The 25,988-nt window shown below is 43.9% G+C and carries 18 protein-coding genes; all 18 read left to right on the top strand.

What is annotated here, in order from left to right; genetic code table 11:
- Positions 1-163 precede the first annotated feature (163 nt).
- The 18 genes from gvpN (at position 164) to RMY16_RS16820 (ending at position 25,616) form a co-directional block, all read left to right on the top strand.
- Positions 164-1,336 carry a gas vesicle protein GvpN gene (gene gvpN, locus RMY16_RS16905; RefSeq protein WP_322737375.1) on the top strand — a complete coding sequence of 391 codons (1,173 nt, stop codon included), beginning with the start codon at positions 164-166 and terminating at the stop codon, positions 1,334-1,336.
- The gene (locus tag RMY16_RS16900) at positions 1,333-1,683 is read left to right on the top strand and encodes a gas vesicle protein (RefSeq protein WP_094345752.1); all 351 of its coding nucleotides are present in this window, start codon (positions 1,333-1,335) and stop codon (positions 1,681-1,683) included. The genes gvpN and RMY16_RS16900 overlap by 4 nt, the downstream gene beginning before the upstream one ends.
- Positions 1,670-2,104, top strand: coding sequence for a gas vesicle protein K (locus tag RMY16_RS16895; RefSeq protein WP_322737374.1), 435 nt, complete (start codon positions 1,670-1,672; stop codon positions 2,102-2,104). The genes RMY16_RS16900 and RMY16_RS16895 overlap by 14 nt, the downstream gene beginning before the upstream one ends.
- Before the next feature lie 36 nt (positions 2,105-2,140).
- A complete protein-coding gene (locus tag RMY16_RS16890; protein WP_322737373.1) occupies positions 2,141-2,890 on the top strand; it encodes a GvpL/GvpF family gas vesicle protein in 750 nt (249 codons plus the stop codon).
- A gap of 293 nt (positions 2,891-3,183) precedes the next feature.
- Positions 3,184-5,007: an AAA family ATPase gene (locus RMY16_RS16885; protein ID WP_322737372.1), complete on the top strand. Its 1,824-nt coding sequence runs from the start codon at positions 3,184-3,186 to the stop codon at positions 5,005-5,007.
- A gap of 320 nt (positions 5,008-5,327) precedes the next feature.
- A complete protein-coding gene (locus RMY16_RS16880) occupies positions 5,328-6,017 on the top strand; it encodes a GvpL/GvpF family gas vesicle protein (protein ID WP_322737371.1) in 690 nt (229 codons plus the stop codon).
- Between the two features lie 240 nt (positions 6,018-6,257).
- Positions 6,258-6,479 carry a gas vesicle structural protein GvpA gene (gene gvpA / locus RMY16_RS16875; RefSeq protein WP_163931998.1) on the top strand — a complete coding sequence of 74 codons (222 nt, stop codon included), beginning with the start codon at positions 6,258-6,260 and terminating at the stop codon, positions 6,477-6,479.
- A gap of 75 nt (positions 6,480-6,554) precedes the next feature.
- Entirely contained in the window at positions 6,555-7,253 is a 699-nt protein-coding gene (locus RMY16_RS16870) for a gas vesicle protein GvpC (RefSeq protein ID WP_322737370.1), read from the top strand.
- Between the two features lie 453 nt (positions 7,254-7,706).
- Positions 7,707-9,038, top strand: coding sequence for a response regulator (locus tag RMY16_RS16865; protein ID WP_322737369.1), 1,332 nt, complete (start codon positions 7,707-7,709; stop codon positions 9,036-9,038).
- 146 nt (positions 9,039-9,184) lie between these two features.
- Positions 9,185-9,547, top strand: a complete 363-nt coding sequence (locus tag RMY16_RS16860) for a response regulator transcription factor (protein WP_012408767.1) — start codon at positions 9,185-9,187, stop codon at positions 9,545-9,547.
- 14 nt (positions 9,548-9,561) lie between these two features.
- On the top strand, positions 9,562-10,095 hold the full coding sequence (locus RMY16_RS16855; protein ID WP_322681996.1) for a chemotaxis protein CheW: 534 nt from the start codon (positions 9,562-9,564) through the stop codon (positions 10,093-10,095).
- Between the two features lie 261 nt (positions 10,096-10,356).
- Complete coding sequence (locus RMY16_RS16850; protein ID WP_322737368.1) at positions 10,357-15,603, top strand: GAF domain-containing protein; 5,247 nt, start codon at positions 10,357-10,359, stop codon at positions 15,601-15,603.
- Positions 15,604-15,618: 15 nt separating this feature from the next.
- Complete coding sequence (locus RMY16_RS16845) at positions 15,619-18,753, top strand: hybrid sensor histidine kinase/response regulator (RefSeq protein WP_322737367.1); 3,135 nt, start codon at positions 15,619-15,621, stop codon at positions 18,751-18,753.
- 36 nt (positions 18,754-18,789) lie between these two features.
- Positions 18,790-19,179 (top strand): four helix bundle protein, encoded by a 390-nt coding sequence (locus RMY16_RS16840; protein WP_322737366.1) that lies wholly within the window; start codon positions 18,790-18,792, stop codon positions 19,177-19,179.
- 198 nt (positions 19,180-19,377) lie between these two features.
- On the top strand, positions 19,378-20,391 hold the full coding sequence (locus tag RMY16_RS16835) for a chemotaxis protein CheW (RefSeq protein WP_322737365.1): 1,014 nt from the start codon (positions 19,378-19,380) through the stop codon (positions 20,389-20,391).
- Positions 20,392-20,497: 106 nt separating this feature from the next.
- The gene (locus tag RMY16_RS16830) at positions 20,498-21,766 is read left to right on the top strand and encodes a GAF domain-containing protein (RefSeq protein ID WP_322737364.1); all 1,269 of its coding nucleotides are present in this window, start codon (positions 20,498-20,500) and stop codon (positions 21,764-21,766) included.
- A gap of 38 nt (positions 21,767-21,804) precedes the next feature.
- Positions 21,805-24,045 (top strand): chemotaxis protein CheW, encoded by a 2,241-nt coding sequence (locus tag RMY16_RS16825; protein WP_322737363.1) that lies wholly within the window; start codon positions 21,805-21,807, stop codon positions 24,043-24,045.
- A 263-nt stretch (positions 24,046-24,308) separates the two neighbouring features.
- Positions 24,309-25,616, top strand: coding sequence for a sensor histidine kinase (locus RMY16_RS16820; RefSeq protein ID WP_322737362.1), 1,308 nt, complete (start codon positions 24,309-24,311; stop codon positions 25,614-25,616).
- Positions 25,617-25,988: the final 372 nt, after the last annotated feature.

Genomic DNA, 25,988 nt, shown 5'->3' with positions numbered 1-25,988 from the left:
ATCATGCTGATGACATAAATATTAAACATTACTAGTCTTGTGTTGATGCCAAAATGCGTTGGATTTGAGTCCAGTTAAGCTGATTGACATCTGTATTTTATATTTGCAATGTAAAAAAAAATACTTTTCTATGACACATTACTATTTACGAGGTACTTAGAGTTTGACAACAGTATTAAATGCATCTCCCCAACGATTTGTCAATACACCTGCTGTTCAACGCATTGCTCAACGTGCTTTGCGCTATCTACAGTCGGGTTTTTCAGTACATTTACGTGGTGCGGCGGGAGTCGGAAAAACTACTCTGGCAATGCATCTGGCTGATTTGCTCAACCAGCCTATCATCCTCTTATTTGGAGATGATGAGTTTAAAACCTCAGATTTGATTGGTAATCAGTTAGGCTACACCCGCAAAAAGGTTGTTGATAATTTCATCCACAGCGTTGTCAAAGTTGAGGATGAACTTCGACAACACTGGGTTGATGCACGATTAACCCTAGCTTGTAAAGAAGGATTTACGCTGGTTTACGACGAATTCAACCGATCGCACCCGGAGGTAAATAACGTTTTACTCTCCGTACTTGAGGAGAGGTTGTTGGTATTGCCAACAAATCAACAGCGAGCAGAGTATATCCGGGTTCATCCTCAGTTTCGGGCAATCTTAACATCAAATCCTCAAGAGTATTGTGGAGTCCATGCAACTCAGGATGCTTTGATGGATCGTGTTATTACCATTGATATGCCTCCACCTGATGAACTAACTCAGCAGGAAATTGTAGTTCATAAAACAGGCATAGATTCTGAGAAAGCAGAAGTAATTGTCCGTGTAGTACGGATGTTTTGGAGTCGATCTAGCTCTGGACAGGGTGGTGGATTGCGTTCCTGTCTGATGATTGCCAAAATCTGCCACGAACACGAAATTTCCGTAAACCCTGGAGATCCTTCCTTCCAAGATATTTGTGCGGATATCCTGCTTTCTCGCACGAATCAACCTCTGATGGAAGCAACTCGGCTACTGGAAGAGGTATTAAGTGAATTGTATCATAGTATAAATACTCAATCTCAGTCGTCAGAGATAATACCAAACAACCAAAATCAGATTGTATTGGAACAACGAGTACCTTACGAGCATGAAGTCTACAACTACCTGTGTAATTCTCCAGGAAGGCGTTTCTCTGAACTGGCAGTAGAATTAGGGATCGATCGCAGTCAAATTGTCGCTGCACTCAAGTCTCTTAGAGAGCAGGGAGTATTAGTACAAATGCAGGGCAATGCCGAGCCGCCAAGCATCTCACAGACAGTTGCTTTTGATTCTGGCCATTTAATAAACAAATGAGTACTAATACTAATCGGGGAGCTATCACCACATCAACTCAAGGTTCTACCTTGGCAGATATTCTAGAACGGGTTCTGGATAAAGGCATTGTTATCGCAGGAGATATTTCTATTTCCGTAGGCTCCACAGAACTGCTCAATATTCGGATTCGTTTGTTGATTTCTTCTGTTGATAAAGCCAAAGAGATTGGAATCAACTGGTGGGAGAGCGACCCCTATCTTAATAGTCAAACTCGCACCTTATTAGCAACTAATCAACAACTCCAAGAGCGTCTTGCCAGTCTAGAAACAGAACTGCAATCGCTCAAAGTACTCAATCCTAATAATCATCAGAATGCAGGCGATTAGCAAATCAAAAGGTTCCGATTCCGGTTTAGCACCATTGTTACTGACGGTTGTTGAACTGATACGCCAACTCATGGAAGCTCAGGTGATTCGGCGAATGGATGCTGGCAACCTCAGCGACTCTGAGCTAGATCGAGCTGCCGAAAGCCTGCAACAGCTTGAACAACAGGTTGTTAAACTTTGCGAAATATTTGATGTTGACCCAGCCGAGCTAAATATTAACTTGGGTGAAATGGGAACTTTACTTCCCCAATCTGGAGGATACTACCCCGGTGAAACCTCTAGTCAACCCTCTATTCTAGAACTCCTCGATCGCCTATTAAATACGGGTGTTGTGGTTGAAGGTGACTTGGACTTAGGACTGGCTCAGTTAAACTTAGTTCATGCCAAGTTAAGATTAGTACTCACTTCTAAACCCCTGTAACTTTTTTATCTACATTCTTCTTGGTAAGACATTCTTATGAGTTATGGCTTTTACATTTATGGAATTTTGACCTTGCCTGCTCCAAAAAACTTAAATTTACAGGGCTTAGATCGGCAACCTGTAGAAATTAAAATTTTGGATGATTTTGCAGTTATCTACTCGGAAGCACAGCAAGAGCGTTATTTGGCCAGCCGTCGTAACCTGCTAAGTCATGAGAAAGTCCTTGAGGAGATCATGCAAGGAGGCGATCGCTATTTACTGCCAGTGCAATTTGGACTTTTGGTTTCAAGCTGGGAAACGGTTTCACAGCAATTAATTCGTCCTCATCAAGAAGAATTGACGCAATTGCTTGCGAAGTTATCGGGTTGCCGAGAAGTTAGTGTCAAAGTTTTTTGGGATACCGAAGCAGAAATTCAGGGATTATTGGCAGAACACCCAAATCTCAAAACCGAAAGGGATAAGCTAGTGGGTCAACCCCTGAGTATGGAGCGGGTAATCCAAATAGGGCAAACCATCGAACAGGGAATGAGCGATCGCAAGCAAGAGATCATAGATGTATTTAAAAGCACGCTCAACTCCATTGCGATCGAAGTGGTAGAAAATACTCCCCAAATGGACACAATGATCTACAACACAGCCTATTTAATTCCTTGGGAAGCAGAATCACAATTTAGCGAACACGTTGAAGCACTCGATCGTCAATTTGAAGACCGTTTGCGAATTCGTTACAACAATTTCACTGCCCCGTATAACTTTGCTCGTCTTCAATTATCCAGTTCCAACTGATTAATTCCTTTCCCTGTTCAATAGCAATAAAAATTGATAATCAAAAATTCTTGAAACTTTTAATTTTTTGGGAAATTAAATTTTTCTCTGCCTTTTATTTAAGAGGATGTTTGAAAAGTCCTCTTGTCGGTAGCAAAACGTTCTAGATACCCCTAAATCCCCCTTGTAAATGGAGAGTTTAATTCCGGTTTCCCCCCTTGTAAAGGGGGGATTAAGGGGGGTAATTAAGGGAGGATATAAAAGTAGCCAAAATCACAGTGAAACACTTTTCCAACAACCTCTAAGTAAAATCAATGGACGACATATTTAAAGGATTTGAACACCTATTAGAAATTGCCAAAGTTTTAGAAGAAAAAGTAGAGAAAGGCGAGTTAAAAACTTCTATTCAAATTCGGTCTCATAATCTCAGTAGTATTCCCCGGCAAGGCAATATTCCCAGAACAAATAATTCCAGCCGAGTCAGATCCAATTCCACCGTTGGCACTACACCAATGGATGATACTGATGTCACTCCCCCATCAGATAAGACGAACTCAAAAACTTCTTGGCAAGATGTCGGCGGTTTGACTGATGTTCTCCAAGAAATCAGAGAGTTAGTTGAAATTCCCCTTAAACGTCCAGATTTATTGGTGAAATTAGGGTTAGAGCCTCCGCGTGGGGTTTTGCTCGTTGGCCCGCCCGGTACGGGAAAAACTTTAACAGCTCGTGTTTTGGCAGAAGAGTTAGAGTTAAACTACATTGCCATCAATGGCCCAGAGGTGATGAGCAAGTATTACGGGGAAGCAGAAGCTCGTTTGCGAAGTATTTTTGAGAAAGCAACTCGTTCTGCTCCCTGCCTGGTATTTATTGACGAAATTGACAGCCTTGCCCCAGATCGCAGCCAAGTGGAAGGCGAAGTTGAAAAAAGACTAGTGGCGCAGTTGCTTGGGTTAATGGATGGGTTTGCCAAAACCGAGGGCGTACTTATTTTAGCAGCAACAAATCGTCCCGATTATCTCGATCCGGCGCTTCGTCGTCCGGGACGCTTTGATCGCGAAGTTCAGTTTCGGGTTCCCGATCGCAATGGACGATTGGAAATTCTCACAATTTTAACAAGTGCCATGCCCTTGGAGACTTCGGTTAATTTAGGAGCAATCGCCGATTTGGCTGTCGGTTTTGTCGGGGCCGATATTAAAGCTCTTTGTCAAAAAGCAGCCTATATTGCCCTTCGTCGTCAAGTCCCCTCGCTCAACAGTCCTGTTCCTGAGAACATGACTGTTATGCAGCAGGATTTTCTCGAAGCAATTAAGGAGATAAAACCCTCAGTTCTCAGGGCTGTAGCAGTTGAAACACCTAGTGTAAGTTGGGATGACATTGGTGGTTTGGATGATGTTAAACAAAAACTTCAAGAATCTGTAGAAGGCGCACTCCTCTATCCCGAACTATACGAGCAAACCAAAGCCAAGCCTCCCCGTGGGATTCTGTTGTGGGGGCCGCCGGGAACGGGAAAAACATTACTTGCAAAAGCGATCGCTTCCCAGGCCAGAGCCAACTTTATTGCTGTGAATGGCCCGGAATTACTCAGCCGATGGGTAGGAGCCGCAGAACAAGCAGTCAGAGAACTCTTTCGCAAAGCTCGGCAAGCAGCACCTTGCGTTGTGTTTATAGATGAAATTGATACCTTAGCACCAGCACGGGGACGATTCACTGGTGATTCTGGAGTTAGCGATCGCGTTGTCGGTCAATTGCTCACTGAATTGGATGGGTTACATGAATGCCCGAAAGTACTGTTAGTAGGAGCAACCAATCGTCCAGAAACGCTCGATCCTGCCTTGCTTAGAGCGGGAAGATTGGATTTACAAATAAAAATCGATCTGCCAGATCGAGCCAGTCGATTAGCAATTTTAGGAGTTCACAATCTAGATCGTCCCCTGGTTGATGTCGATTTAGAAACCTGGGCGACAGTTACCGAGAGTTGGAATGGGGCAGACTTGGCTTTGTTGAGCAATCAAGCTGCTTTAAGCGCAATTCGTCGATACCGCGCCCAAGGATTGACTGACTCCAGCTTGATTCAGATTACAAATGATGATTTCCAAGTTACATATCAGATGCTTGCCAATCAACACCAATCTCAATAGTCTCTTATTTGAAAAAAACACAGAAGTTCAGAGCGGAAACTACTTAAGGCAATGTGCAACTTATCCTTAGAACCCCTCTCCAAACCTCTCCCCCACAGGGAGAAGCCACTGCGTTGCGCGGGTTCCCCGCGTTGTAGCAAGTGGCGTAGAGGCTTTGATTCTTGCTCCCCTTCCCTTGTAGGGAAGGGGCTGGGGGTTAGGTTTGAGAGAACGTTGCACACAGCGATACTTACTTTCCGGAAACACCTTGGATGTAAAAAGAAGTGTCCCAGAGAACTTCATGTGTACAAACTTAATTACAGAATAAGTATCCCAAGTTTATGTCAATATACGTTTATGCTCTTCTAGTCCCGACCGCATCACCGCTTGTTCTACCTTTGGGGATGGAAAGGAATATTGAACTCGTTTACTCTTCTGGTTTAGGTGCGATCGTAGAGCCGGAAATCTCACTGGAGGCAATACAGGCAACGGATGAGCGTTTACTTCAAGCTGTATTAAACCATGATCGCGTGATTCGAGAACTTTTTCGACAAACTCCCCTTCTTCCTCTACGCTTTGGGAGGGGTTTTACTTCCGTAGAAAAACTGCTGAATCATCTAGAAAAGCACCAAGAGCAATATCTAGAAGCCTTAACTCAGCTAGCAGACAAAGTTGAGTACACTTTAAAATTGACACCCTGTGATTTACTTGACGATTCTGACAATATTGATGCCAAGGGAAAAGCCTATTTATTAGCGAAAAAACAACGCTACCAAACACAGCAAGCATTTCAAGCACAACAATGCGAACAGTGGGAACTCTTGAACCAGTTAATTCTCAAAACATATACAAATGTTATCTGTGAAACTCGACAGTCAGATGTGCGGCAAATCCACTTTTTGGCACAGCGCAACCATTTAACGGTCAGTACGCAGCAGTTTTGCCTCTGGCAGGTACAATGCTCGCACTGGCAATTGGCACTCAGCGAACCTCTGCCACCTTATCATTTTCTCAAAAACACTCTCATATAAATTCATAAAAAATAATATTTATAACTTTCCCAGAAAAAATAAAGATGAGATGATTTTTTCTTGAATTTTTGTCTAAAAAAGATATTGTTAACTTTTTAATATTTTTTTATTTTCTTATATTTATCTTATATTTTTGGGAACACTAAACCCAGGAAGAATAAAACACATTGTGTAAGTTTTACCTACTGCTCAATCAGAGCAGAATGAAATCAATAATTAGAGTTGTGAGAGCAAAATAAAATGGCTGTTGAAAAAGTTAACTCATCTTCAAGTCTGGCTGAAGTTATTGACCGCATTTTGGACAAAGGAATTGTAGTTGATGCTTGGGTACGTGTTTCTTTAGTTGGTATTGAACTGCTATCAATAGAAGCTCGGATTGTAATTGCTTCAGTTGAAACTTACTTAAGATATGCCGAGGCAGTTGGTTTAACATCTCAGGCTGCTGTTCCATCTGCTGCTTAACAGCATATTAGAAAAAGGGAGTCTTCATGACTCCTATTTAATATTTCTAGTTAACAAAATAGGAGATTTCAGCTGATGGCTCTCAAGAATTTATGGGAACAAAAGCGAGTGCAGCGATTGCAAATAACTGCTGAACGCCGTCAACAAGTTAACCAGTGGAAACAGCTAACTCAACAAGAACTTCAGCTGCAAGCAGATATGCTTCATCAAGAATTGAGCAGTTTTGTTACCAGCCTTCACAACGACAGGAACTTACAACAGCAGCAATTTCAGCAAGAGATTGTAGAGCGGCAATTGGAAATATTGCAAATAAAAACAGATGTCTCGCAACGCCAGCAAGAATACCGCCAACAGAGGGCAGCAAAGGCTCAGGCATTATTCCAAAACTTGCAAAATTTCCGGGCAATCTTACATAACAGTGTTTGGGACGATTACAGTCCCGAACAACCAGTTCCCCCGACTCCTGCTAAAGAAGAGAAATCAGTTGTAACAGTTCCAAAATGGTCAATCTCCCGTTCTGCAATTAAAGCCACTGGTTTTCGTGCTTCCGCCAATAGCATGACTAAGAAAGTGCCTGCCTTGAATGCAGATACTGCTAAATCTAAAGTGCAGCAATATATTCAGCAAGCTGAAGGAGCTACTCTGATAGAAATTGAAGAGGTGATAGGCTTAAGCCGGGTGCAAACGATAGATATCCTGCGCTCCTTGATCAAGCAAGGGGTACTGGAACAACGCGATCGCCAATACTTTATTCGGCAACAAACAATTTCTTGACAAACTTAATTCAAGCTCATTTTTTTGTATTTGCAGACTAGCTGTTGGGCGATCGCTTGTGTCTCTCGCCTTAAGCAGCAGAGTACAAAATCGATAAGCATTAAAGCTGGTCTATGCTTTGTAGTATTCAACATTTCCATCTTTTTCCGGTCTGTATTGCAACTGCATTTGTACAAGCAATTTGCTCAGTAGATGTAACATGGCAACAAGCTAACCTATTAATAATTAGTTAACCTATTAATAATTAGAAAAAGAGCTTAAACTTTGTTCAAGCTTCCGGCTTTGAACTTGAAAAATATCCAAATTGGAAAGGGATATAACAAGCTGGGATAGCTCAATCAAGGTTTTGAACTGTGCTATTGGCGATCGCACGATGAAGTTAGTAAACTGGATTATTTGAGCAATTTTAATCTAAATGCAAAACTCAAGATATATAAGGAGGTGCGATCCATTGTGAATCAATTGATCGAGCAACTTCAAATTAAATTATTTACAGGCAGGCTGAATCTTGAAGCAAGGGATGGGCCGACTTGGACGCTATATTTTCGTTTAGGACGATTAATTTGGCAGGCTGGCGGTTCTAATGCCGATGAGCGATGGCGACGACACTTGTTGCGGTACTGTTCTAATGTGGATGTGACACAGTTGGAGCAGCTTGTTTCTCCCCAAGAAAATTATCGCGAGTATTCCATTCTTGCTAAGTTACGAGAACAAAAATTAATCGAACAACAACAACTTGTGAGCCTGATTGCAAGCTCAATAGCTGAAGTCCTGTTTGATATAATGCAGTACATTGAAGCCAAAAGAAATGGCGACAATCCAGCAGGGCAGTTGTCACATAGTACCGTTGTTGGTGAAGTTCCTGGGGTTCTTTTAGCTGTAATACCAACAGAGGAAGTCTTGAAAAAGGCTACACAAGCCTGGCAAGAATGGCGAGATGCAGGACTGGCAAGCTACTCGCCCAATTTATTTCCGATAATTCAACAAATTGAGCTACTCCAAGGACAAGCATCCTCTAAACAGATTATTGCTCTAGTTGATGGAACAAAAACTTTACGAGGTCTAGGGCAAAAAAGCGGTCGGGATGTCTTAGCTTTGACTCGGTTATTGATGACATTGGTAAAAACAGGGGCGATCGCTTTTTCACCCACCCCAAAGCTCAGGCAGGTTGGGATTAGTAAAGAAACTGGCAACCCGTCCAGTGCAGTTAATAATTCCAATTCTTCACTAAAGACAGAAGAGGACACTGTTTTACAAGTTGCGCCCAATTTCAACAAAGTTGCCCCCCCAGCGACTAGCAAAGAAATTGTCAGTCCGTCCAGTGCAGTTAATAATTCCAATTCTTCACTGAAGACAGAAGAGAAGACTATTTTACAAGTTGGTCTCCCAGCGGCTAGTAAAGCAATTATTGATGTCTCAAGACCTTTAGTAGCCTGTGTAGATGATAGTCCAATGATCTGTCGCAGTTTGGAGGAAATTCTCACCCATCAAGGTTATCGCTTTGTTGGCATTCAAGAGTCCTTGACGGCAGTTTTAAACCTAATTAAAAGCAAGCCAGACTTCATTTTTTTGGATCTATTGATGCCAAAAGTAAATGGCTATGAAATTTGTTCTCAAATCCGTAAAACTCCAAGTCTCAAAGATGTCCCGGTTGTCATCTTAACGGGTAAAGATGGAATAGTAGATCGGATGCGAGCAAAATTAGTAGGGGCAACTGACTTTTTGGGTAAACCAGTAGAATCAGAGAAAGTACTCAATATGCTTCACAAGTATTTAACCGTTTAGGTTGAAGCGGTAGTCATGCCAGTGGCTCCCCTACATCAATTTTCAAAACAGATTTTGCATTGGAAATTGCTTTCTAAATCTGGGTTGGTGTTAATTTATTTGTCGCCATTATTCTTCAAATTCTGAATTAAATAGTTAGGAAAAAAATGAAAAAAGTTCTTTTAGTTGAAGATAGCCTTACAGAATCAGAAAAGATGACACGTTACCTAGAGCAAGGAGGATATTCAGTTTATGAAGTTCGCAGTGGTGAAGAGGCTCAACTCAGGTTGAAACAACAAAAACCTGATTTGATTTTACTGGATTTGATTTTGCCTGGCCAAAGTGGATTTGAGTTCTGTCGCAAGTTGAAAGCCGATCCGACAACAAAAGGAATCCCGGTAGTGATTTGCTCAACTAAAAACACAGATGTTGATAGAACTTGGGGCAATATGAGTGGTGCCGATGGCTATTTAGTCAAACCTGTAGACGAAAATACCTTGCTCCAGACTGTTAGTAAATTTATTCGCTAAAGGAAACTAGGGCAATGGTACAGGGCAATGATAGCTTTAGAGAGCTACCCATAAATAGCCAATTTCGACTTGAAAACTCTCCTCAAGGAAATAACCAGAGGTTTTTAAGATTTCCCTTGAATGGAAAGGTAAATGGGTTACTCCCATTAGCTGATTTACGCGGAGTAATTCAGGTTGCCCTCACCGAGATTTTGCCAGTACCGCAAGTAGCAGAATTCTTGTTAGGCATAATGAATTGGCGGGGAGAAGCTATTTGGATTCTTGATTTAGCAGGTTTGTTGGGAGCTACACACTGGTGTCGGCGAGAAAGTGTGCGTAACTCTGGCATGGCGATGCTTGTTCAAGTTCAGAATCAAACCATCGGGCTGTTGGTAGAGCAAGTCAATACTATTGAAGTTCATGATCCCCAAGAGCGGTTAGCGATTTCGACATCAATGTTACCTGGCCGACTAGGCTCGTTCTTACAGGGTTACTTTGTGGATTCTCAAGGTAGCCCTTTGATGTTACTTGACACCCATGTTGTGATTCAAGCCCTTCAGCCTCTATGAAGAGTGCTGAGTTCCGAGTGCTGAGTGCTGAGTTGAAAGAGCGCCCACAAGGAGCGGGGCTTTTACCAAGTACATAAGTCCTGAGTACTTCTTAATTCACTCAGCACTCAGCACTGAGTATTTTAAATTTTAGAGCTTACTTACAAGGCCAAGGGCGGATGTACAAAGGCTTCTGGACGCCCAAGCCGTTCTAAAAAAGTAACTAGCCTCCGCTCTGCATTCTACTTCTTAACTCCGACAACCTTCATAGCAAGAAAGATCATGGTAGCGCAACACAATCTTAGACCGAGCCAACCTCACTCAAATCCCAGCAACGGTTATAAGGAAACTGATAACGGGCATACCGTTGATGCACCAGCAAAACAGCAAATCACCTCCGCTCTAGAAGAATTGCGAACAGAACTGGATCAAGCTGATTGGGTGGAAACAGGGCCATTGCGAGAGAGAATCCGCAAGTTAAAAGAACTGCTAAGTGTGTTGCCATATCAAGACGGAGGAGATGGATTAGAGGTAGAGCAAGTACAGGCGATCGCCAGCAAAATCCGCCAATTTTCCGATCTAGATACTTTGCTTGCTACTGCTGTCATAGAAGTACAAAGCGCACTGCAAGCCGATCGCGTGGTGCTGTATGAGTTTACGAATCCGACGCTGGGGATAGTTGCTGCGGAGGCAATGAGGGACGGCTTTACCCCAATGCTGAAGGAAAAACTGCCCGCCGTCACTTTTGGGTTGGGTTCTGCCAAGCTTTATCAACAAGAAAAATTAGTCGCGATCGCGGATACCTACACTGCAAGCTTGTCCCCTTACCAAAAGCAGTTAATGGAGCGGTTTCAGGTAAGAGCTTGTTTGAGTTTGCCGATCTTAGCAAAAGATGGGGTTTGGGGTTTGTTGGTAGTGCAGCAATGCACTGCTGCTCGCCAGTGGCAGAATGCTGAAATTCAGTTACTAAAATTAATCGAGCAGGAATTAGAAGCGCAACTGCAAGTTGCCGTGATTCAGGCTACGTTGCAACAAGAAGTAGAAAAAGACCAAATCCTTGCCGGTGTAGCGAATAAAATTCTCCAGTCCAAAGATTTGGATACCATCTTTCGCGTTGCTACCCAAGAAGTGCGACAGTCACTAAAATGCGATCGCGTCGCAATTTATCGTTTCCAGCCAGATTGGAGTGGGGAATTTGTGGCTGAATCTGTTGGATCTGAGTGGGTTTCTCTATTAGAAGAACAGCGAAACAACCCAGCAATTGTCAATAACGTTAACTATTGCAGTGTTAGGAACCTTGCAGACGAAGGGGGATTGGCTGGGACAACAGGGCGATCGCCCAATGCAGATAGCTACATTCAGCACACCCAAGGCAAAAATTTCCATCGCGGACAGATTTATCGAGTCACTAATGATATCTACAGTGCTGGTTTTTCTGACTGCTATATCAAAATTTTAGAAACCTATCAAGCCAAAGCATACATTATTGTTGCCATCTTCCAGGGAGAAAAGTTGTGGGGCTTGCTCGCTGCCTATCAAAATTCTCAGCCTCGTCAGTGGAAAGATAGTGAAGTTCGACTAATGGTGCAGGTTGCATCCCTATCTAGTATTGCTATTCAACAGGTGCAATATCAGCAACAACTTTATCAACGCTCTGAAGAGTCAGCCAAACTTGTTGAACGAGAACGTACTGTTTTCGGCATCATTGAAAAGATTGGGCAAGCAATGGATCTTCGCACCCTTTTCCGCACTACAACCCAAGAATTGCGTCGATTTTTAAAATGCGATCGCGCAGTCGTTTATCAATTTTATCCAGATTGGAGTGGAGAAGTTATCGCTGAATCTGTGGCTGCTGGTTGGTCGTCCCTGTTGGATATTCAGGAACAAGAAAGCATTTTAAAAACAGGCATGGTATCTTCAGAGCGTTGCAGTGTTAAGGACTATGGCTCCCCTGTTAAACCTGATGCCGATACCTATCTTAAGGAAACGCAGGGTGGAATGTACGCCAAAGAAAAGCGCTTCCGCAAAGTCAACGATATTTATGCTGCTGGTTTTTCACCTTGCTATTTAGAAGCATTAGAGAAGTTCCAAGCCAAAGCGTACATCATTGTTCCCATTTTCCGCGCTGGTAATCTCTGGGGTTTGTTAGCAGCCTATCAGAATTCTGATGTTCGGAAATGGACTGATGAAGAGACCGGTGCTTTGTTGCAGATCGGCGAATCGTTGAGCATTGCTCTCCAGCAAGCTGAATATATCGAACAGCTACGGTTAAAAAATCTAGAAATGACCCAAGTAGCTGAAGTAGAAAACGCCATCGCGCGCATGGCGGAAAGAATGCGTCATTCCCAACACGCAGAAACGATTTACCGCACTACCTTGGCAGAATTGCGGCAGTTGTTCAAATGCGATCGCCTAGCAATATATCACTTCAACTCTGACTGGAGCGGTGAATTTATTGCTGAATCTGTAGGAAGTGACTGGGTGCCTCTAGTTGGCCCCGATATCAAGACCGTATGGGAAGACGAACACCTACAGCAAACCCAAGGCGGACGCTATCGCAACAATGAAACTTTTGTCGTCAATGACATCTATACTGTTGGTCATGCCCAGTGCCACATCGACCTATTGGAGCAGTTCCAGGCTAAAGCCTACACCATCGCCCCTATTTTTGTTGGAAACAAACTTTGGGGTTTATTAGGAGCTTATCAAAATAGCGGGCCGCGCCACTGGAATTCCGAGGAGGTGCGATTGCTGACCAAATTGGGCATTCAGTTGGGGTTAACCGTGCAGCAAGCCGAGTACATTGAAGAACTGAAAACGAAAAATGCAGAGTTGGCGCGGGCAGCAGAAGAAGAACAGGTGCTGACAGGGATGGTAGAAAAAATCCGTCAAGCCCAGGATATAGACACAATTTTCCGAACTTTGCTGCCAAGTTTACGCAAACAACTACAGTGCGATCGCCTAGCAGTATTTCGCTTTCATCCCGACTGGAGTGTGGAGTTTATTGCCGAATCCGTAAAAGATCAATGGCTGTCTTTAGCTGGTTCCGACATCAAAACGATGTGGATGGACGATCACTTACAAGAAACTCAGGGCGGACGCTATCGCAATCATGAAACCTTTGTTGTCAATGATATCTACACTGTCGGTCACGTTCAGTGCTACCTAGAGATATTAGAAAAAATCCAGGCCAAAGCTTACACGATCGCTCCGATCTTTATTGGAAACAAACTCTGGGGCTTTTTAGGAGCATACCAAAATACTGGCCCTCGGCAGTGGAAATCTAAGGATGTGCAACTGTTGCGAAAAGTAGCTGTGCAAATGGGTATAGGCTTGCAGCAGATTGAATATATCGAACAGCTCAAGAAGAAGAATGCAGAGTTAGCTAGAACCGCAGAAGGGGAACGAGCGCTGACACGTCTATCAGAAAAAATTCGCCAAGTTCAAGAGCTAGATACGATTTTCCGCAATGCCCTACCAGAATTGCGATCGCATTTGGAATGCGATCGCCTAGCAGTGTATCGCTTCAATCCAGATTGGGGTGGGGAGTTTATTTCCGAATCCGTAAGTCGTGAATGGGTGGCTTTGGTTGGCCCGGATATCAGGACTATATGGGAAGACGAACACCTACAACAAACCCAAGGTGGACGCTATCGCAACAACGAGACGTTTGTAATCAATGACATTTACACTGCTGGTCATGCCCAGTGCCACTTGAAAATTCTAGAGCAATTCCAAATTAGAGCCTATATCATCACCCCGATTATTGCCGGAAACAAGCTCTGGGGTTTGTTAGGAGCTTACCAAAATAGCGGGTCGCGGCAATGGCAAGAGAATGAAGTCAACTTGGTAGCGAAAATCGGCACGCAGTTTGGGGTTGCCGTCCAACAATCGCAATACTTACAACAAACCTTAAGCAAGAATGAGGAACTGATCAAACTGGCAGAACGGGAAGTAGCAAACGCCCGATTTTCCTATCGCCTGCCAAGTCGGTTAACAGAAATGGCCCAAAGTCATGGTAATGTTCTGGAATTTATCCAGTTTGCCACCCACGAACTTCGGCAACTGCTGAAAGTAGATCGAGTTGGAGTTTACCGTTTTGAGCCTGATTGGTCTGGAGAATTTGTAGTTGAGTCTGTGACTGGGGATTGGCCTAAGCTGGTGGGAACTAGCCTTGCCAGAGTTAGAGATACCTATCTCCAGTACAACCAAGGAGGGCGTTATGCCCGCAAAGAAAGTTTGCGGGTTGACAATATATATACCGTCGGTCATGACGAATGTCACATCCAATTGTTAGAGATGTGGGGAACTAAAGCCTACATGATTTCTCCGATTTTTCAAGAAAATCGGCTTTGGGGGTTGATGGGAGTTTATCAAAATAGCGCACCGCGCCAGTGGGAGCAATCCGAGGAGGATGTCCTCAACCAAGCCAGCGTCCAGATTGGTATTGCCCTCAATCTTGCAGACTACCTAACACAGGTGCGTACTCAAGAGCAGCAACTAGCAGAAGCAGCAGAGCGCGAACGCACCGCCCGCGAAAAACTCCAACAAGGAGCAATACGCGTTCTCATGGCTTTGGAACCATCCTTTAGAGGCGATCTTACCGTTCGAGCGCCCCTATCTGAAGATGAAATTGGGACGATCGCCGATGGTTACAACACTACGATCCAAAGTTTGCGAGATTTAGTGCGACAAGTGCAGATTGCTGCTGGCAGAGTGAGTGAAAATTCCAGCAATAACACTACCTCAGTAGTGAAATTATCTGACCAAGCTCAACAGCAGGCAGAACGGCTCGAACACGCTCTGGAACAATTACAAATGATGGTAACTTCCACCCAGATAGTCGCTGCTGATGCTCAAAAAGTAGGACAGGCAGTTCAAAGAGCTAATAACACCGTCCAAGCTGGTGATTCCCTGATGGAAAGAACCGTAGATGGCATTTTGGAGATTCGGGAAACCGTGTCGGAAACAGCGAAGAAGATTAAGCGCCTTGGTGAAGCTTCTCAGAAAATCTCGAAAGTAGTGAGTCTAATTGAAAACTTTGCCACTCAAACTAATTTGCTGGCACTCAATGCTGCGATCGAGGCTACCCGTGCCGGAGAGTATGGCAAAGGCTTTGCAGTGGTTGCAGATGAAGTTCGTTCTCTGGCTTATCAGTCCGCTAGTGCCACCACAGAAATTGAGCGACTCGTGCAAGAAATTCAAACTGGCACCAACGAAGTTACCGAAGCAATGGAAGTAGGGATTACCCAAGTTGTCCAAGGCTCGAACTTAATCGATGAGACTCGTCATTCCCTGAGTGCGATCGTGGCAGCTACCAACGAAATTGGTGGACTGGTACAAGGAATTACCCAAGCAGTTTCCCATCAAAGTCAGCAATCTCAGATGTTGACAGAGGCGATGACGGATGTTTCGGCGATCGCCCGCAAGACTTCAGAAAGTGCCATCCACATCTCCGAGTCTTTTGAAGAACTACGGATGACTTCACAACAACTGGAAACCAGCGTTAGCCAGTTCAAAGTTGACTAATCTCGCAAAACTGTTATGAACCCCGATCCCAGTAATCAAGAGCAGGCTTTTCTTGCGGAAGCGGCAGAGTTGTTGCAAACCATTGAGCAGAATTTGATCGGTCTACTTGATGAAAAAACAATAGAAAAAGTTCATGCTTTGATGCGAAGCGCCCATACTATCAAAGGGAGTGCTGCCAGTGTTGGGCAAGAAACTATTCAGACAATTGCCCATCATTTGGAAGATGTATTCCAAGCGTTATACGCTCCAGAACTGGAAATCGATCCAGAATTGGGTGCTTTGCTTCTAGATGCTTATGAGTGCCTGCGAACTCCATTGAGTGCAGCCTTGATGGGCTTATCCTGCAATGAGGCAGAAATACTCGATCGAACTGCCTCAATCTTCGCCCAACTCCAACATAAACTAGGCGACTTTTTTGGTCGTGAGGCTCCGCTTCCCAGTTCGGAAGAACTTGGCTTTGATGTCGTAGAGTCAATCTTTTCCGGGAGTGTACTCCAGGATTTGCAACAGCTAGAAACTGACATCCAAAGCCAAGATCCGCAACAAATTCAAACAACACTCAACTCCCAAGCAGAATTTTTCGTCGAACTAGCAGCATCTTATGGCTTATCTGGATTGGAAGAAATTGCCCAGGCGACCCTAAACGCGCTCAAAGCACATCCAGACAAAGTACTGCAAATCGCTCAGGTGGCTTTAGAAAATTTTAAAGCGGCTCAAGCAGTAGTACTGGCAGGCGATCGCACTCAAGGAGGAGAGATATTTCCACAATTGCGAGAATGGGTAGAAAGAACTACTCCTGTCCCAGAACCACAAGAGCAGCCAATTGCGATCGCTGCCCAACCAACACAAACGACTACAACTGAGAATCAGCCATCTCCCCTCCTCAGTGCCAGCGAAGCGGAATCAATTTGGTCGTTTTTCCCGAAGCGGACTGATAACTCCGTACCGAAAACACCGGAGGTACTGGCACCTATTTCTCAGGATTCAGTAGCAGCCCCCTCTGCCATAGATCGGATTTTACAGTCAATCTGGATCGGAGATCCACAGACATCCTGCCGATACTCAGACTCAGATCGGCCAGCCTCTCCACCACCAGCGCCAAGCCTCCAGGCTCAGTCATCGGCATCACTTCCCAGTATCCGAGTAGCGATAGAACAGCTCGATCGCCTCAGCCATACAATTGGGGAATTGCTAATCAGCGAAAACCAACAAAACCTGCAATCTAACCACATCCACAAAGCAGCTCAAGACACCCTACTACAGTTTTTGTACTGTCAACAACAACTTAGTAAAGTTTTTACTTGGTCGGATCGACATCTGCTGCTTCCCGAACGCAAGCAGCGACATATACATGGCTCTCCACGCTCAGTTCCAACTACCGAGGCACAATCCAATTTTGATGCCTTAGAAATGGATAACTATAGCGAGTTGCACATTCTCCTGCAAAATCTTACAGAAGACATGGTGCAATTAAAAGAACAGATTGAGGCTTTTAATGCCTTAGTTCAGCAATCTCGCTTCAGTCTCGGAAAGCGCAAGCAACTGCTTTCAGGAGCGCAGGAAGATTTGCTGCAAGCCAGAATGGTTCCACTAGGAACAGTGTTGAATCGATTACCCCGGCTGCTGCAACAGATGGTAGCAACTTATCATAAGCCTGTTGAACTCAAGCTTGGCGGTACGAAGGTACTGGTGGATAAAGCCATTTCTGAGCAGCTGTACGATCCCTTGCTGCACATGATTCGTAATGCCTTCGATCACGGCATTGAACCGATAGAAACCCGCCGTCAGCAGGGTAAATCAGAAACCGGAACAATTACAATTCAAGCTTATCATCAAGGCAACCGCACTACTATTGAGGTACGGGATGATGGTCGAGGCTTAAACTGGGAATCCATTCGTCAGCGAGCTATAGAAAAACACCTGCTGACTCCCGAACAAGCCGCCTACGCCTCAGAAGACCAACTGGCAGAGTTATTATTTGAACCAGGCTTTTCTACCGCCAAGCAGATTGGTGAGTTATCTGGTCGTGGTATCGGCTTAGATGTGGTTCGCACTCAATTGCAAGCTTTACAAGGTTCGATTGTGGTGCGATCGCTTTCAGGGCAGGGAACCACTTTCATCCTGCAATTGCCCCTGAGCTTGACAACGGCACGCTTGCTCGTTTGTCAATCTCAAGGTATTACTTATGGGTTGCTGTCTGAAGGAGTTAGCCAGGTTTTATTACCGCAGCCAGAGCAGATTCAAATCCAGCAATCTTTACACGGGCAAGGCATTCAAAAATTCTGGCAGTGGGGAGAAGGGCAAAGTCAGCAACTAGTTCCCATCCGCACGCTTGCCAATTTGCTGGATTACAAATACCCTTTATTCACCCAAGACCACAATTTAAACCTAAGTCCTTTTCCAGTCAAACAACGGAACACCGTCGAACCTCTGCTGCTGTTGGAAACAGAGCATCAATACCTGTGTTTGCAAGTCGATCAGATTTTAGTCGAGCAGGAATTAGTAATTAAGTCCCTCGGCAGAGTCCTGACTTTACCTAGTTACATCCAAGGCTACAGCGTGTTGGGCAATGGTAGTCTTACCCTAATCGTTGACCCGTTGGAGTTAGTTCGGCAAACCTGGGAGACAGATATGATGCCGACTTCCCCGGCATCAAGTCTTGCAACTAAACTATTGCCCGCGCCTGAGCCTGTTCTTACTCTAGAGGGGCAGCAATCCGAGCTAACTACGCAACCGCAACAACAGTCGATGGAAGTCAATACAGCCGTTGCTCAACCTAACCGACTGACGGTGTTAGTGGTGGAAGATTCGGTTGTACAAAGGCAAAGTTTGGTGCAGACGCTCCAGAAAGCCGATTATCAAGTGTTGCAAGCAGGCGATGGTCGAGAGGCGATCGCTCAAATGGTGCAACACAGTGATGTCGATCTAGTGATTTGTGACATTGAAATGCCGCGTATGAATGGATTTGAGTTTTTAGAACACCATCGCCAAGACGAGCGTTTGGCAGGGATTCCTGTGGTGATGCTGACTACTCGTAGCGGACAGAAGCACCGCCAATTAGCTTTAGCTCTAGGGGCGAAAGCTTACTTGACCAAACCCTATTCAGAACAGAGCTTTCTAGCCACGATCGCTGAATTGGTTAATGGGTAAAGGGTAAAGGGTAAAGGGGAAGGGAGAAGGGAAGGAATGGAAAGGAAAAAAATTGAAACTTTTGAGGATTTAAAAGTATGGCAAAAAGGTATAGTTAAGCAAATATACTTAAGAACTAAGGAAGGTAAACTCAGTAGAGACTTTGGTTTAAGAGATCAGTTAAGACGTGCAACCGTATCAATACCTACAAATATTGCAGAAGGATTTGAACGATATTCTCGCAAAGAATACTTAAACTTTCTAAATATTGCTAAAGGGTCTGCCGGTGAAGTTCGCAGTCTTTTAAGAGTAGCGTTAGAAGTGGGCTATCTAGACCAACCAACTTATACACAACTTTCTAATCAAGCTATGGAGTTGAGCCGTATGCTATCTAATCAAATTCAATCTATAAATCAGTCAATGCCCTTCGGGCAGGGAAAAGGTTAAAGGTTAAAGGGGAAAGGGGAAAGGGAACCCCATAACTCAAGTTAGGGGCTTGAAGTAAGGATGCCTCAATTCTCGCGCAATAGTCTGGAATTGAATCTTTTTCCCCTCCATAAATAAAGTTTAGGGGCTTGCACCCTTTCCCCCTTTCCCCTTCCCCTTTCCCCCTTTACCCTTTACCCTTTACCCTTTACCCTTGCTATGCTTAACACTCCCTTTCCGTTTAAGCGATTATCTGGCGCTGTGAGCGAGAGCGACTCATTACGAGTCGTTGTTTTTGCGATCGCAGACTATTTATTTGCCCTGCCAGTTGGTGCAGTTCTCAAAGTGATGCCTTGCCCTCCTATTAGCAGTACGGTTGAAAGTGGTATCGGGATGGTTGATTTGGGAGCGCAAACCATTACGATTGTGGACTTGCGCCAGAAAGTACAACCCCAACAAACGCATCAAGTTCTCACTGCGGTTGACACTTCAAGGCGCTTCTTACTTCTGACTCAAACGCGGACTGGGGAAATTTGTGGCATTCCTGTAGACAAGCCCCCTGCCTTAATCGATATTCCTTTATCAGCTGTGCGTCCGGTGCCGTGGTCTTATCGGCAAGTGGCGGAGTTAAGCTGTGTTAGCCACATGGCTGTTTTGTCTGTAGCACCAAACGAGGAACCACTGAAAGTACTTCTTCTAGGCATGAGCCAGATATTGGCTGATAAGTTGGGGTTGCCCGGAACAACCCCAAGCTTGGCTCCTGGGCTGACATCAGGCGAACAACGGCAAAGATTTCTCCGTTTTCCCTTGGGGAATCAAGGAAGTGGATTGCTACCATTTGACTCAATAGTGGACATTATTCATCTCGCTAGCCAAAAAATTTCTCCAGCCCCGGCCTTACCAAGTTGGATTTTAGGTTTCTATAATTGGCAAGGACAGATGCTGCGGCTGGTTGACTTGGAACATTTGCTTGGTTATGCGCCACTTTTGAAGCGGCAGTCACGACCAGAAAAGCCAATGGTTCTGGTTCTCGAATTGCAAAATCAGGTAGTCGGGTTTTTGGTGGCTCATGTCTACGATGTAGAGTGGCAGGATTTACAGCAAGCACAATCGGCACCAACCGACTTTTCCCCAAACAAACTGCTAAATTTTGTTCGAGGTATTCTGCCAGGCGATCGCTGGATTTTAGACACCAAAGCCATCGCCCAGACATTGCAATGGCAAACCCACTGATTTAACTAACAGTTATCAGTTATCAGTTATCAGTTATCAGTTTTTTTGATAACTGTTCACTGATAACTGTTCACTGATTTAACTTGATGCTGCCAAGGAGTTTTCTGTGACGATCGCAACCTTAGACCCTAATTCTCAAACCCAGCCTGTTGAAAATGAAATCCAGATAGAAGAAATTTTGGCTAATGTGGCTGTAATCAAAGCAGTCTTTCAATCTGCTAAGGGGCCAAAGGTCGCTCAATTGCAGCAGAAGGTAAGTCAAATCGAAGCTTTTATCCAAGCTTTGGCTAAGGATTCGCCCAGTGACAATGATGAAAATGTTCGAGGGGCTTTTCAACTCCAGCGAGAACAACTTGCGGCCATCGATCGGCAAATGCAGCAGACAAAAGGTCAAACTGCACTTTTGGAGGTTACAGTCACCGCCCTTCGAGACGTTTTCAACGCCGATCGCGTCCTGATTTATCGTTTTGAGGAAGATAATCGCACTCGAGCGATCGCTGAAGCTATACAAGCAGGTTGCACATCCCTGCTCAACCAATCCCTACCGATAAATTTGTTTGTTAGTACCGATGTTGGCGACGGACAAAACTCGCAGGGCAACCTCACTGAAGTATTAGAATTAACTCCCCGCCAACAGCAATTTTGGCAACGCTTTCAGGTACAAGCTAGCCTCTGCTTGCCCTTGATTGTCAAACAACAGCCTTGGGGTTTGTTAGTTATTCATCATTGCCTTCAACCCCGACAATGGCAGGAAGCAGAGCGCAGTTTGCTACAACAAGTAGGAATGATGTTGACAATTAACTTGCGCTGGGCTGAAATAGTAGCTCCACCTGCTCAACAGCTGTCACCGCCTCCCCAAAAGGCTGAATCTTTTGATCGCTCACAGTTACTAGTGCCATTTGAGCAGGTGAGCCAGTCCGTACAAGAAGGAGCAAGAATCGCCGAGCTTGCTAACGAGCATTTAATGTCTATTCAAGATACTGTTGCTATTACTAATAAACAGCTCCAATACCTTGGTGAATTTTGCCAGCAAGCTTCTGGCTTTGTTCGCCTTGTGGAAGGCTTGAGTACCAAAATTCAGGTTTTGTCCCTGAATACAGCCATCGAAGCCACAAAAGCTAGCGACCAGGAACGAGGTTTGCTAGCTGCTGCCGAACAGGTGGAAATTCTCGCCCGCCAAGCCCGCGACAGCACCCTAAATATAGAGGAATGGTTTCAGGAACTCCAGGTGGCAGCAACAGACGTTGCATCTGCTATCGAACCGTGCGATCGCCAAATCAGTACGGGGCTGGAGTCAATCGAGCAAATTCACGAGCAATTCAGAGCGATCGCCGACATCGCTGTTTGTACCCTCAAATCAATGTCGAAGCCATAGAATTGTCACAAACCCCATAGAAACTGAGAGTTGTTTTCATGAGTACCGATTTTGTCCCCCAACCGCAGAACGACGATCGCTTTCTAGAAGAAGCGATCGATCTGTTACTGTTCTTGGAGCAGGAGTTGCCTAACTATACAAAAGACAGTAACCCTGGTACAGCTTTGGCTCTCATGGAAGCTGCTCGCTCTCTGCATTCGCTTGCCATAGTAGCCGAGCTAGATACCATTGCCATAGTTGCGGCTGCACTAGAAGAGATTTTTCAGCTTCTGCATCAGTATCGAGCAACTGTCAACGCCCCCATCGCCTCCCTGTTGTCGGAAGGATTAGATTGCCTACAGATGCTGTTGATGGCATTTTTAACAGCCTCGCAAATTGACGAAGTAGAAATTCTGGAGCGGATGTCTGCCATTGTTGCTCGTCTACAAGCAGAGTTTGGCGATCGCCAACAAAGTGTTATCCCCCAGGAAACAAACCTTGAGACATCGGTAGAGCAACCGCAGGAACATCAACCAGTTATTCAGTTTGGCGATCGCTTGGCCGAGGTAGAATCTTCTGCAAAGCAAGTTATCGTTAAAGACAAGGAAAGTCTTGACAGAGAACTAATAGATGAAACTAGCCCCCAGTCTGACAGCCTTGTTCGCGTAGAAACCGAGCAGCTTCCCATCAAGGCAGGGGAACTAGCAAACCTGGAGGATTATGGGGAAGAAGATTTCCAAGCTTGGTTGGGGGATTTTTCTCTGCCTACTGAAACTTCTGTTGCATCCCTAGTTAAATCTTTGAGCGATCGCCATCCACTCTCTTTGCAAGAATCGATTTCTACCATTCTTGCAACAAGTATTCCAGCCGCCACACCCATCAATATTAAGCATCTCGAACAACTAAACGCGCTAATTACAACATTATTAACTACATATAATCAGCAAGCCTGTCAAGAAGAACAACATCAACATATGATCGGGCGGTTGCTCCGACAAGTTAAACGATTACAACACCTGCTCGATAACCTACAGGAATGGTCAGGACGTTTAGCAGCAATTTCAGATACCCTTTCTCCTCTAGCTGCTTCTCGCTCTCAGCAATTATACAGTACTCTGCAATCTGTTTTGGCTGAAGCGTCTCAGGTGGCATCAACTGTTCATTCGCTTAATAACAATCATCACCAACTCAAACAAGAACTTATACAGCAGAAAAAATTACTTAACCATTCTTCCAATTTAGTCAAAAAAGTTACAACTATTCCTTTAAAAGTAGCCTTAGAACCGTTGCATCGGCTTTGGTCTCAGTTACAAGCTCTACAAGATAAGTCTGCTAGACTACATTTACAAGTTAGCGATATCCAAGTCGATCGGGCATTTAGCGATCGCCTCCGCACCCTCCTGTTGCATATAAGTTGCTATTTACTAGAGCAAAGTATTGAGTCTGGCCAAACACGCCAACACCTTGGTAAAAATAGCAACGGTATTATTGAAATTCAAGTTTACCAGCAGGGAAATCAACTGATTATTGATGGCTGTGATGATGGCGCAGGACTTAACTTATCTCAAATCTATCAACAAGCTTTAGCCCAAGGACTCGCCCTGACAAAACCAGGGGATATCTTACAAGAACTGGTAATTGAACCAGAGGTTTCATCTGTTTTATGCGATCGCGCTGCCTTAGAGTTAGGAGTAGAATTAACTGAAGTTTGCAAGCAATTAACAGCTATTCAGGGAAGAATAGTATTGAAGTCTAAAGCTGGACATGGTACAGCCTTCTCGCTCCAAATTCCCCTCGATCGAAAAATTGCTCAACTTATCGTCTGTCAAGCTAACTCCAGAGTCTATGCATTTATTGCCGATTCTGTAGAGCAGATTTGTCTATCTCAGTCCGAACAAATTATCCAAACTCAAGCGGGACGTATGTTATTTTTGCAGTCTTCTGGCACCAGTGGCTTCCTTGGTTGTGCTGATGAGGATTTAACAACAGAAATGCTCGTCCCTATCCACTTATTGACTGATGTGCTGATTTGTCCTAACCACCTTCCCACCTCAGTTACTACTTACAGCACAGATACACTAAATGCTTTCAAGCAAGATAAGCCTTTATTAGTATTTCATTACTTAGACAAACGATGTGCTTTAGAAGTAGATTGCATCATCGGCAAACAATCTTCTGCGATCCATCCTCTGGGGGAAGCAATCCCAGTTGCTGCTTATATCCAAGGAACTAGCGTTCTTGCCAATGGGCAACTTACCCTGGTTTTGGATGGTCAACTTCTCGCAAAATCTCTAACTTGAACTCAATATCTGCCGAAATGTTTGCTGCACATAAATTACAGCAGTTTGACCCCACCACTACCTAGAAAAATCTTGACGAAAAAATAAGCTAGATTAAAAAACGTCGAAACCCTTGCTATGAAAGGATTATTATGCTTTAGATGCGTTTGCCCTACGACATCCGCGACTTTGAGCAGATGCTTTAGCGGATCAAAGTTCAGCTTGAGCGATGATTTGGGAATACTATAGTTGCACAATACACGAAAATCCCAGCAATTTATAGCATGATATTAGCATTTTTCAACTATCCCTTCTATTCAAATGGTTTTATTCCTCATGGACATTGTTACCTCTGGAAGACAAGCTTAGTTTGGTTACACATCTTATCAGATTCTTTAATTGCTCTTGCCTATTTCTCTATCCCCATAGCGCTTGTTTACTTTGTTCGGAAGCGGGAGGATTTACCCTTTAAATCAATACTTTTACTATTTGGAGCTTTTATTATCTTTTGTGGTACAACCCACATAATGGAAATTTGGACGCTTTGGTATCCAACTTATTGGCTATCTGGTTTTATAAAAGCTTTGACTGCTTTGATATCGGTTTATACAGCTTTCACATTAGTGCCGATAATTCCCCAGGCGCTAGCTTTGCCAAGTCCAGCACAACTAGAAGTAGCTAACAGCCAACTAAAACTTACTCTCAAAGAACTTGCAGATACGCAAACTCAACTTATTCAAACTGAAAAAATGTCCTCTTTAGGGAAGTTAGTTGCAGGCATCGCCCATGAAATTAACAACCCTGTCAGTTTCATTTATGGTAATATCGGCATTGCGAATGAATATACTGAAAACTTATTAAAATTAATTTCAGTTTATCAACAATGCTACCCACAAGCCCTATCAAAAATTCAGATTTTAGCTGAGACGATAGAATTAGATTTTATTAAAGAAGATTTACCAAAAATGTTATCTTCAATAAAAATAGGAGCTGAACGCATCTGCGCAATTGTTTTATCATTACGAAGTTTTTCGAGGCTAGATGAAGCCGAGATAAAAAGAGTTGATGTACACGAAGGTATTAACAGCACTCTTTTAATTTTGGGAAATCAATTAAAAGGTCAAGGAAAATATCCAAACATTGAAGTTATTAAAGAATATGGTAATCTCCCTCAAGTCGATTGCTATCCTGGGCAACTTAATCAGGTATTTCTGAACCTTCTGACTAATGCCATTGATACTTTGAGAGAGTCAATCGTCGGTTGTTCGATGCCAGAGAGCAATATTATAAGCGCTGAAAATGAGCAACCAACGAATAACAATCCCCAAATCCGCATTGTCACTGAAGTTTTAGATAGCCATCAAGTAATGATTCGAGTTATTGACAATGGCTGCGGGATGACAGAAGAAGTAAGGCAAAAAATCTTTGACCCTTTCTTTACAACTAAACCTGTTGGCTCAGGTACAGGTTTAGGAATGTCAATTAGCTATCAAATTGTGGATAAGCATGGTGGTCAGTTGAAGTGTATTACACAACCATTTCAAGGAACAGAGTTTCAAATCCAGATTCCGATTAGGAGCAAGCTCTATTGAAGGTACATTCGATCTGCTCGCTAAAAGTAGATGCAAGTTATCCTTGATACAATATAAAAGCAATACTTTCATAGGCTATTGAATAAGGCTACCATTATTGCAGCATTTTTACTACTAATCCCCTAATTGTCAAATTGGTATGTACAGCAGATAAGCTGAAAAAGGAATCTACCAGCAGCAAAGATTTGAAAAGGCTTTCAGCTTAAGTTGATACCAATGACTACACCCCAATACTTGCAACCCCAGACCCTTGCTCCTTTTCCAGATACCATGAAAAGTCAGGGGCGTTTAGCCCATTCTGGCTTCTGACACCTGAATTCTTTCTTCTTAAATTAAAAACTACTCTTGCTGAAAATAGACAAGAGCAGTTTT

This window comes from Nostoc sp. DedQUE12b, from assembly GCF_034530835.1.
Taxonomy (GTDB): Bacteria; Cyanobacteriota; Cyanobacteriia; order Cyanobacteriales; family Nostocaceae; genus Nostoc.
This window is presented reverse-complemented; position numbering and strand designations above follow the sequence as displayed.

Coding starts and splice junctions, on each gene's coding strand:
- RMY16_RS16880 (WP_322737371.1), top strand. CDS start 5,328: ATGTCAATATACGTTTATGCTCTTCTAGTCCCGACCGCATCACCGCTT.
- RMY16_RS16900 (WP_094345752.1), top strand. CDS start 1,333: ATGAGTACTAATACTAATCGGGGAGCTATCACCACATCAACTCAAGGT.
- RMY16_RS16825 (WP_322737363.1), top strand. CDS start 21,805: ATGAGTACCGATTTTGTCCCCCAACCGCAGAACGACGATCGCTTTCTA.
- RMY16_RS16855 (WP_322681996.1), top strand. CDS start 9,562: ATGGTACAGGGCAATGATAGCTTTAGAGAGCTACCCATAAATAGCCAA.
- gvpA (WP_163931998.1), top strand. CDS start 6,258: ATGGCTGTTGAAAAAGTTAACTCATCTTCAAGTCTGGCTGAAGTTATT.
- RMY16_RS16860 (WP_012408767.1), top strand. CDS start 9,185: ATGAAAAAAGTTCTTTTAGTTGAAGATAGCCTTACAGAATCAGAAAAG.
- RMY16_RS16890 (WP_322737373.1), top strand. CDS start 2,141: ATGAGTTATGGCTTTTACATTTATGGAATTTTGACCTTGCCTGCTCCA.
- RMY16_RS16820 (WP_322737362.1), top strand. CDS start 24,309: ATGATATTAGCATTTTTCAACTATCCCTTCTATTCAAATGGTTTTATT.
- RMY16_RS16845 (WP_322737367.1), top strand. CDS start 15,619: ATGAACCCCGATCCCAGTAATCAAGAGCAGGCTTTTCTTGCGGAAGCG.
- RMY16_RS16885 (WP_322737372.1), top strand. CDS start 3,184: ATGGACGACATATTTAAAGGATTTGAACACCTATTAGAAATTGCCAAA.
- RMY16_RS16840 (WP_322737366.1), top strand. CDS start 18,790: ATGGAAAGGAAAAAAATTGAAACTTTTGAGGATTTAAAAGTATGGCAA.
- RMY16_RS16835 (WP_322737365.1), top strand. CDS start 19,378: ATGCTTAACACTCCCTTTCCGTTTAAGCGATTATCTGGCGCTGTGAGC.
- RMY16_RS16850 (WP_322737368.1), top strand. CDS start 10,357: ATGGTAGCGCAACACAATCTTAGACCGAGCCAACCTCACTCAAATCCC.
- RMY16_RS16895 (WP_322737374.1), top strand. CDS start 1,670: ATGCAGGCGATTAGCAAATCAAAAGGTTCCGATTCCGGTTTAGCACCA.
- RMY16_RS16870 (WP_322737370.1), top strand. CDS start 6,555: ATGGCTCTCAAGAATTTATGGGAACAAAAGCGAGTGCAGCGATTGCAA.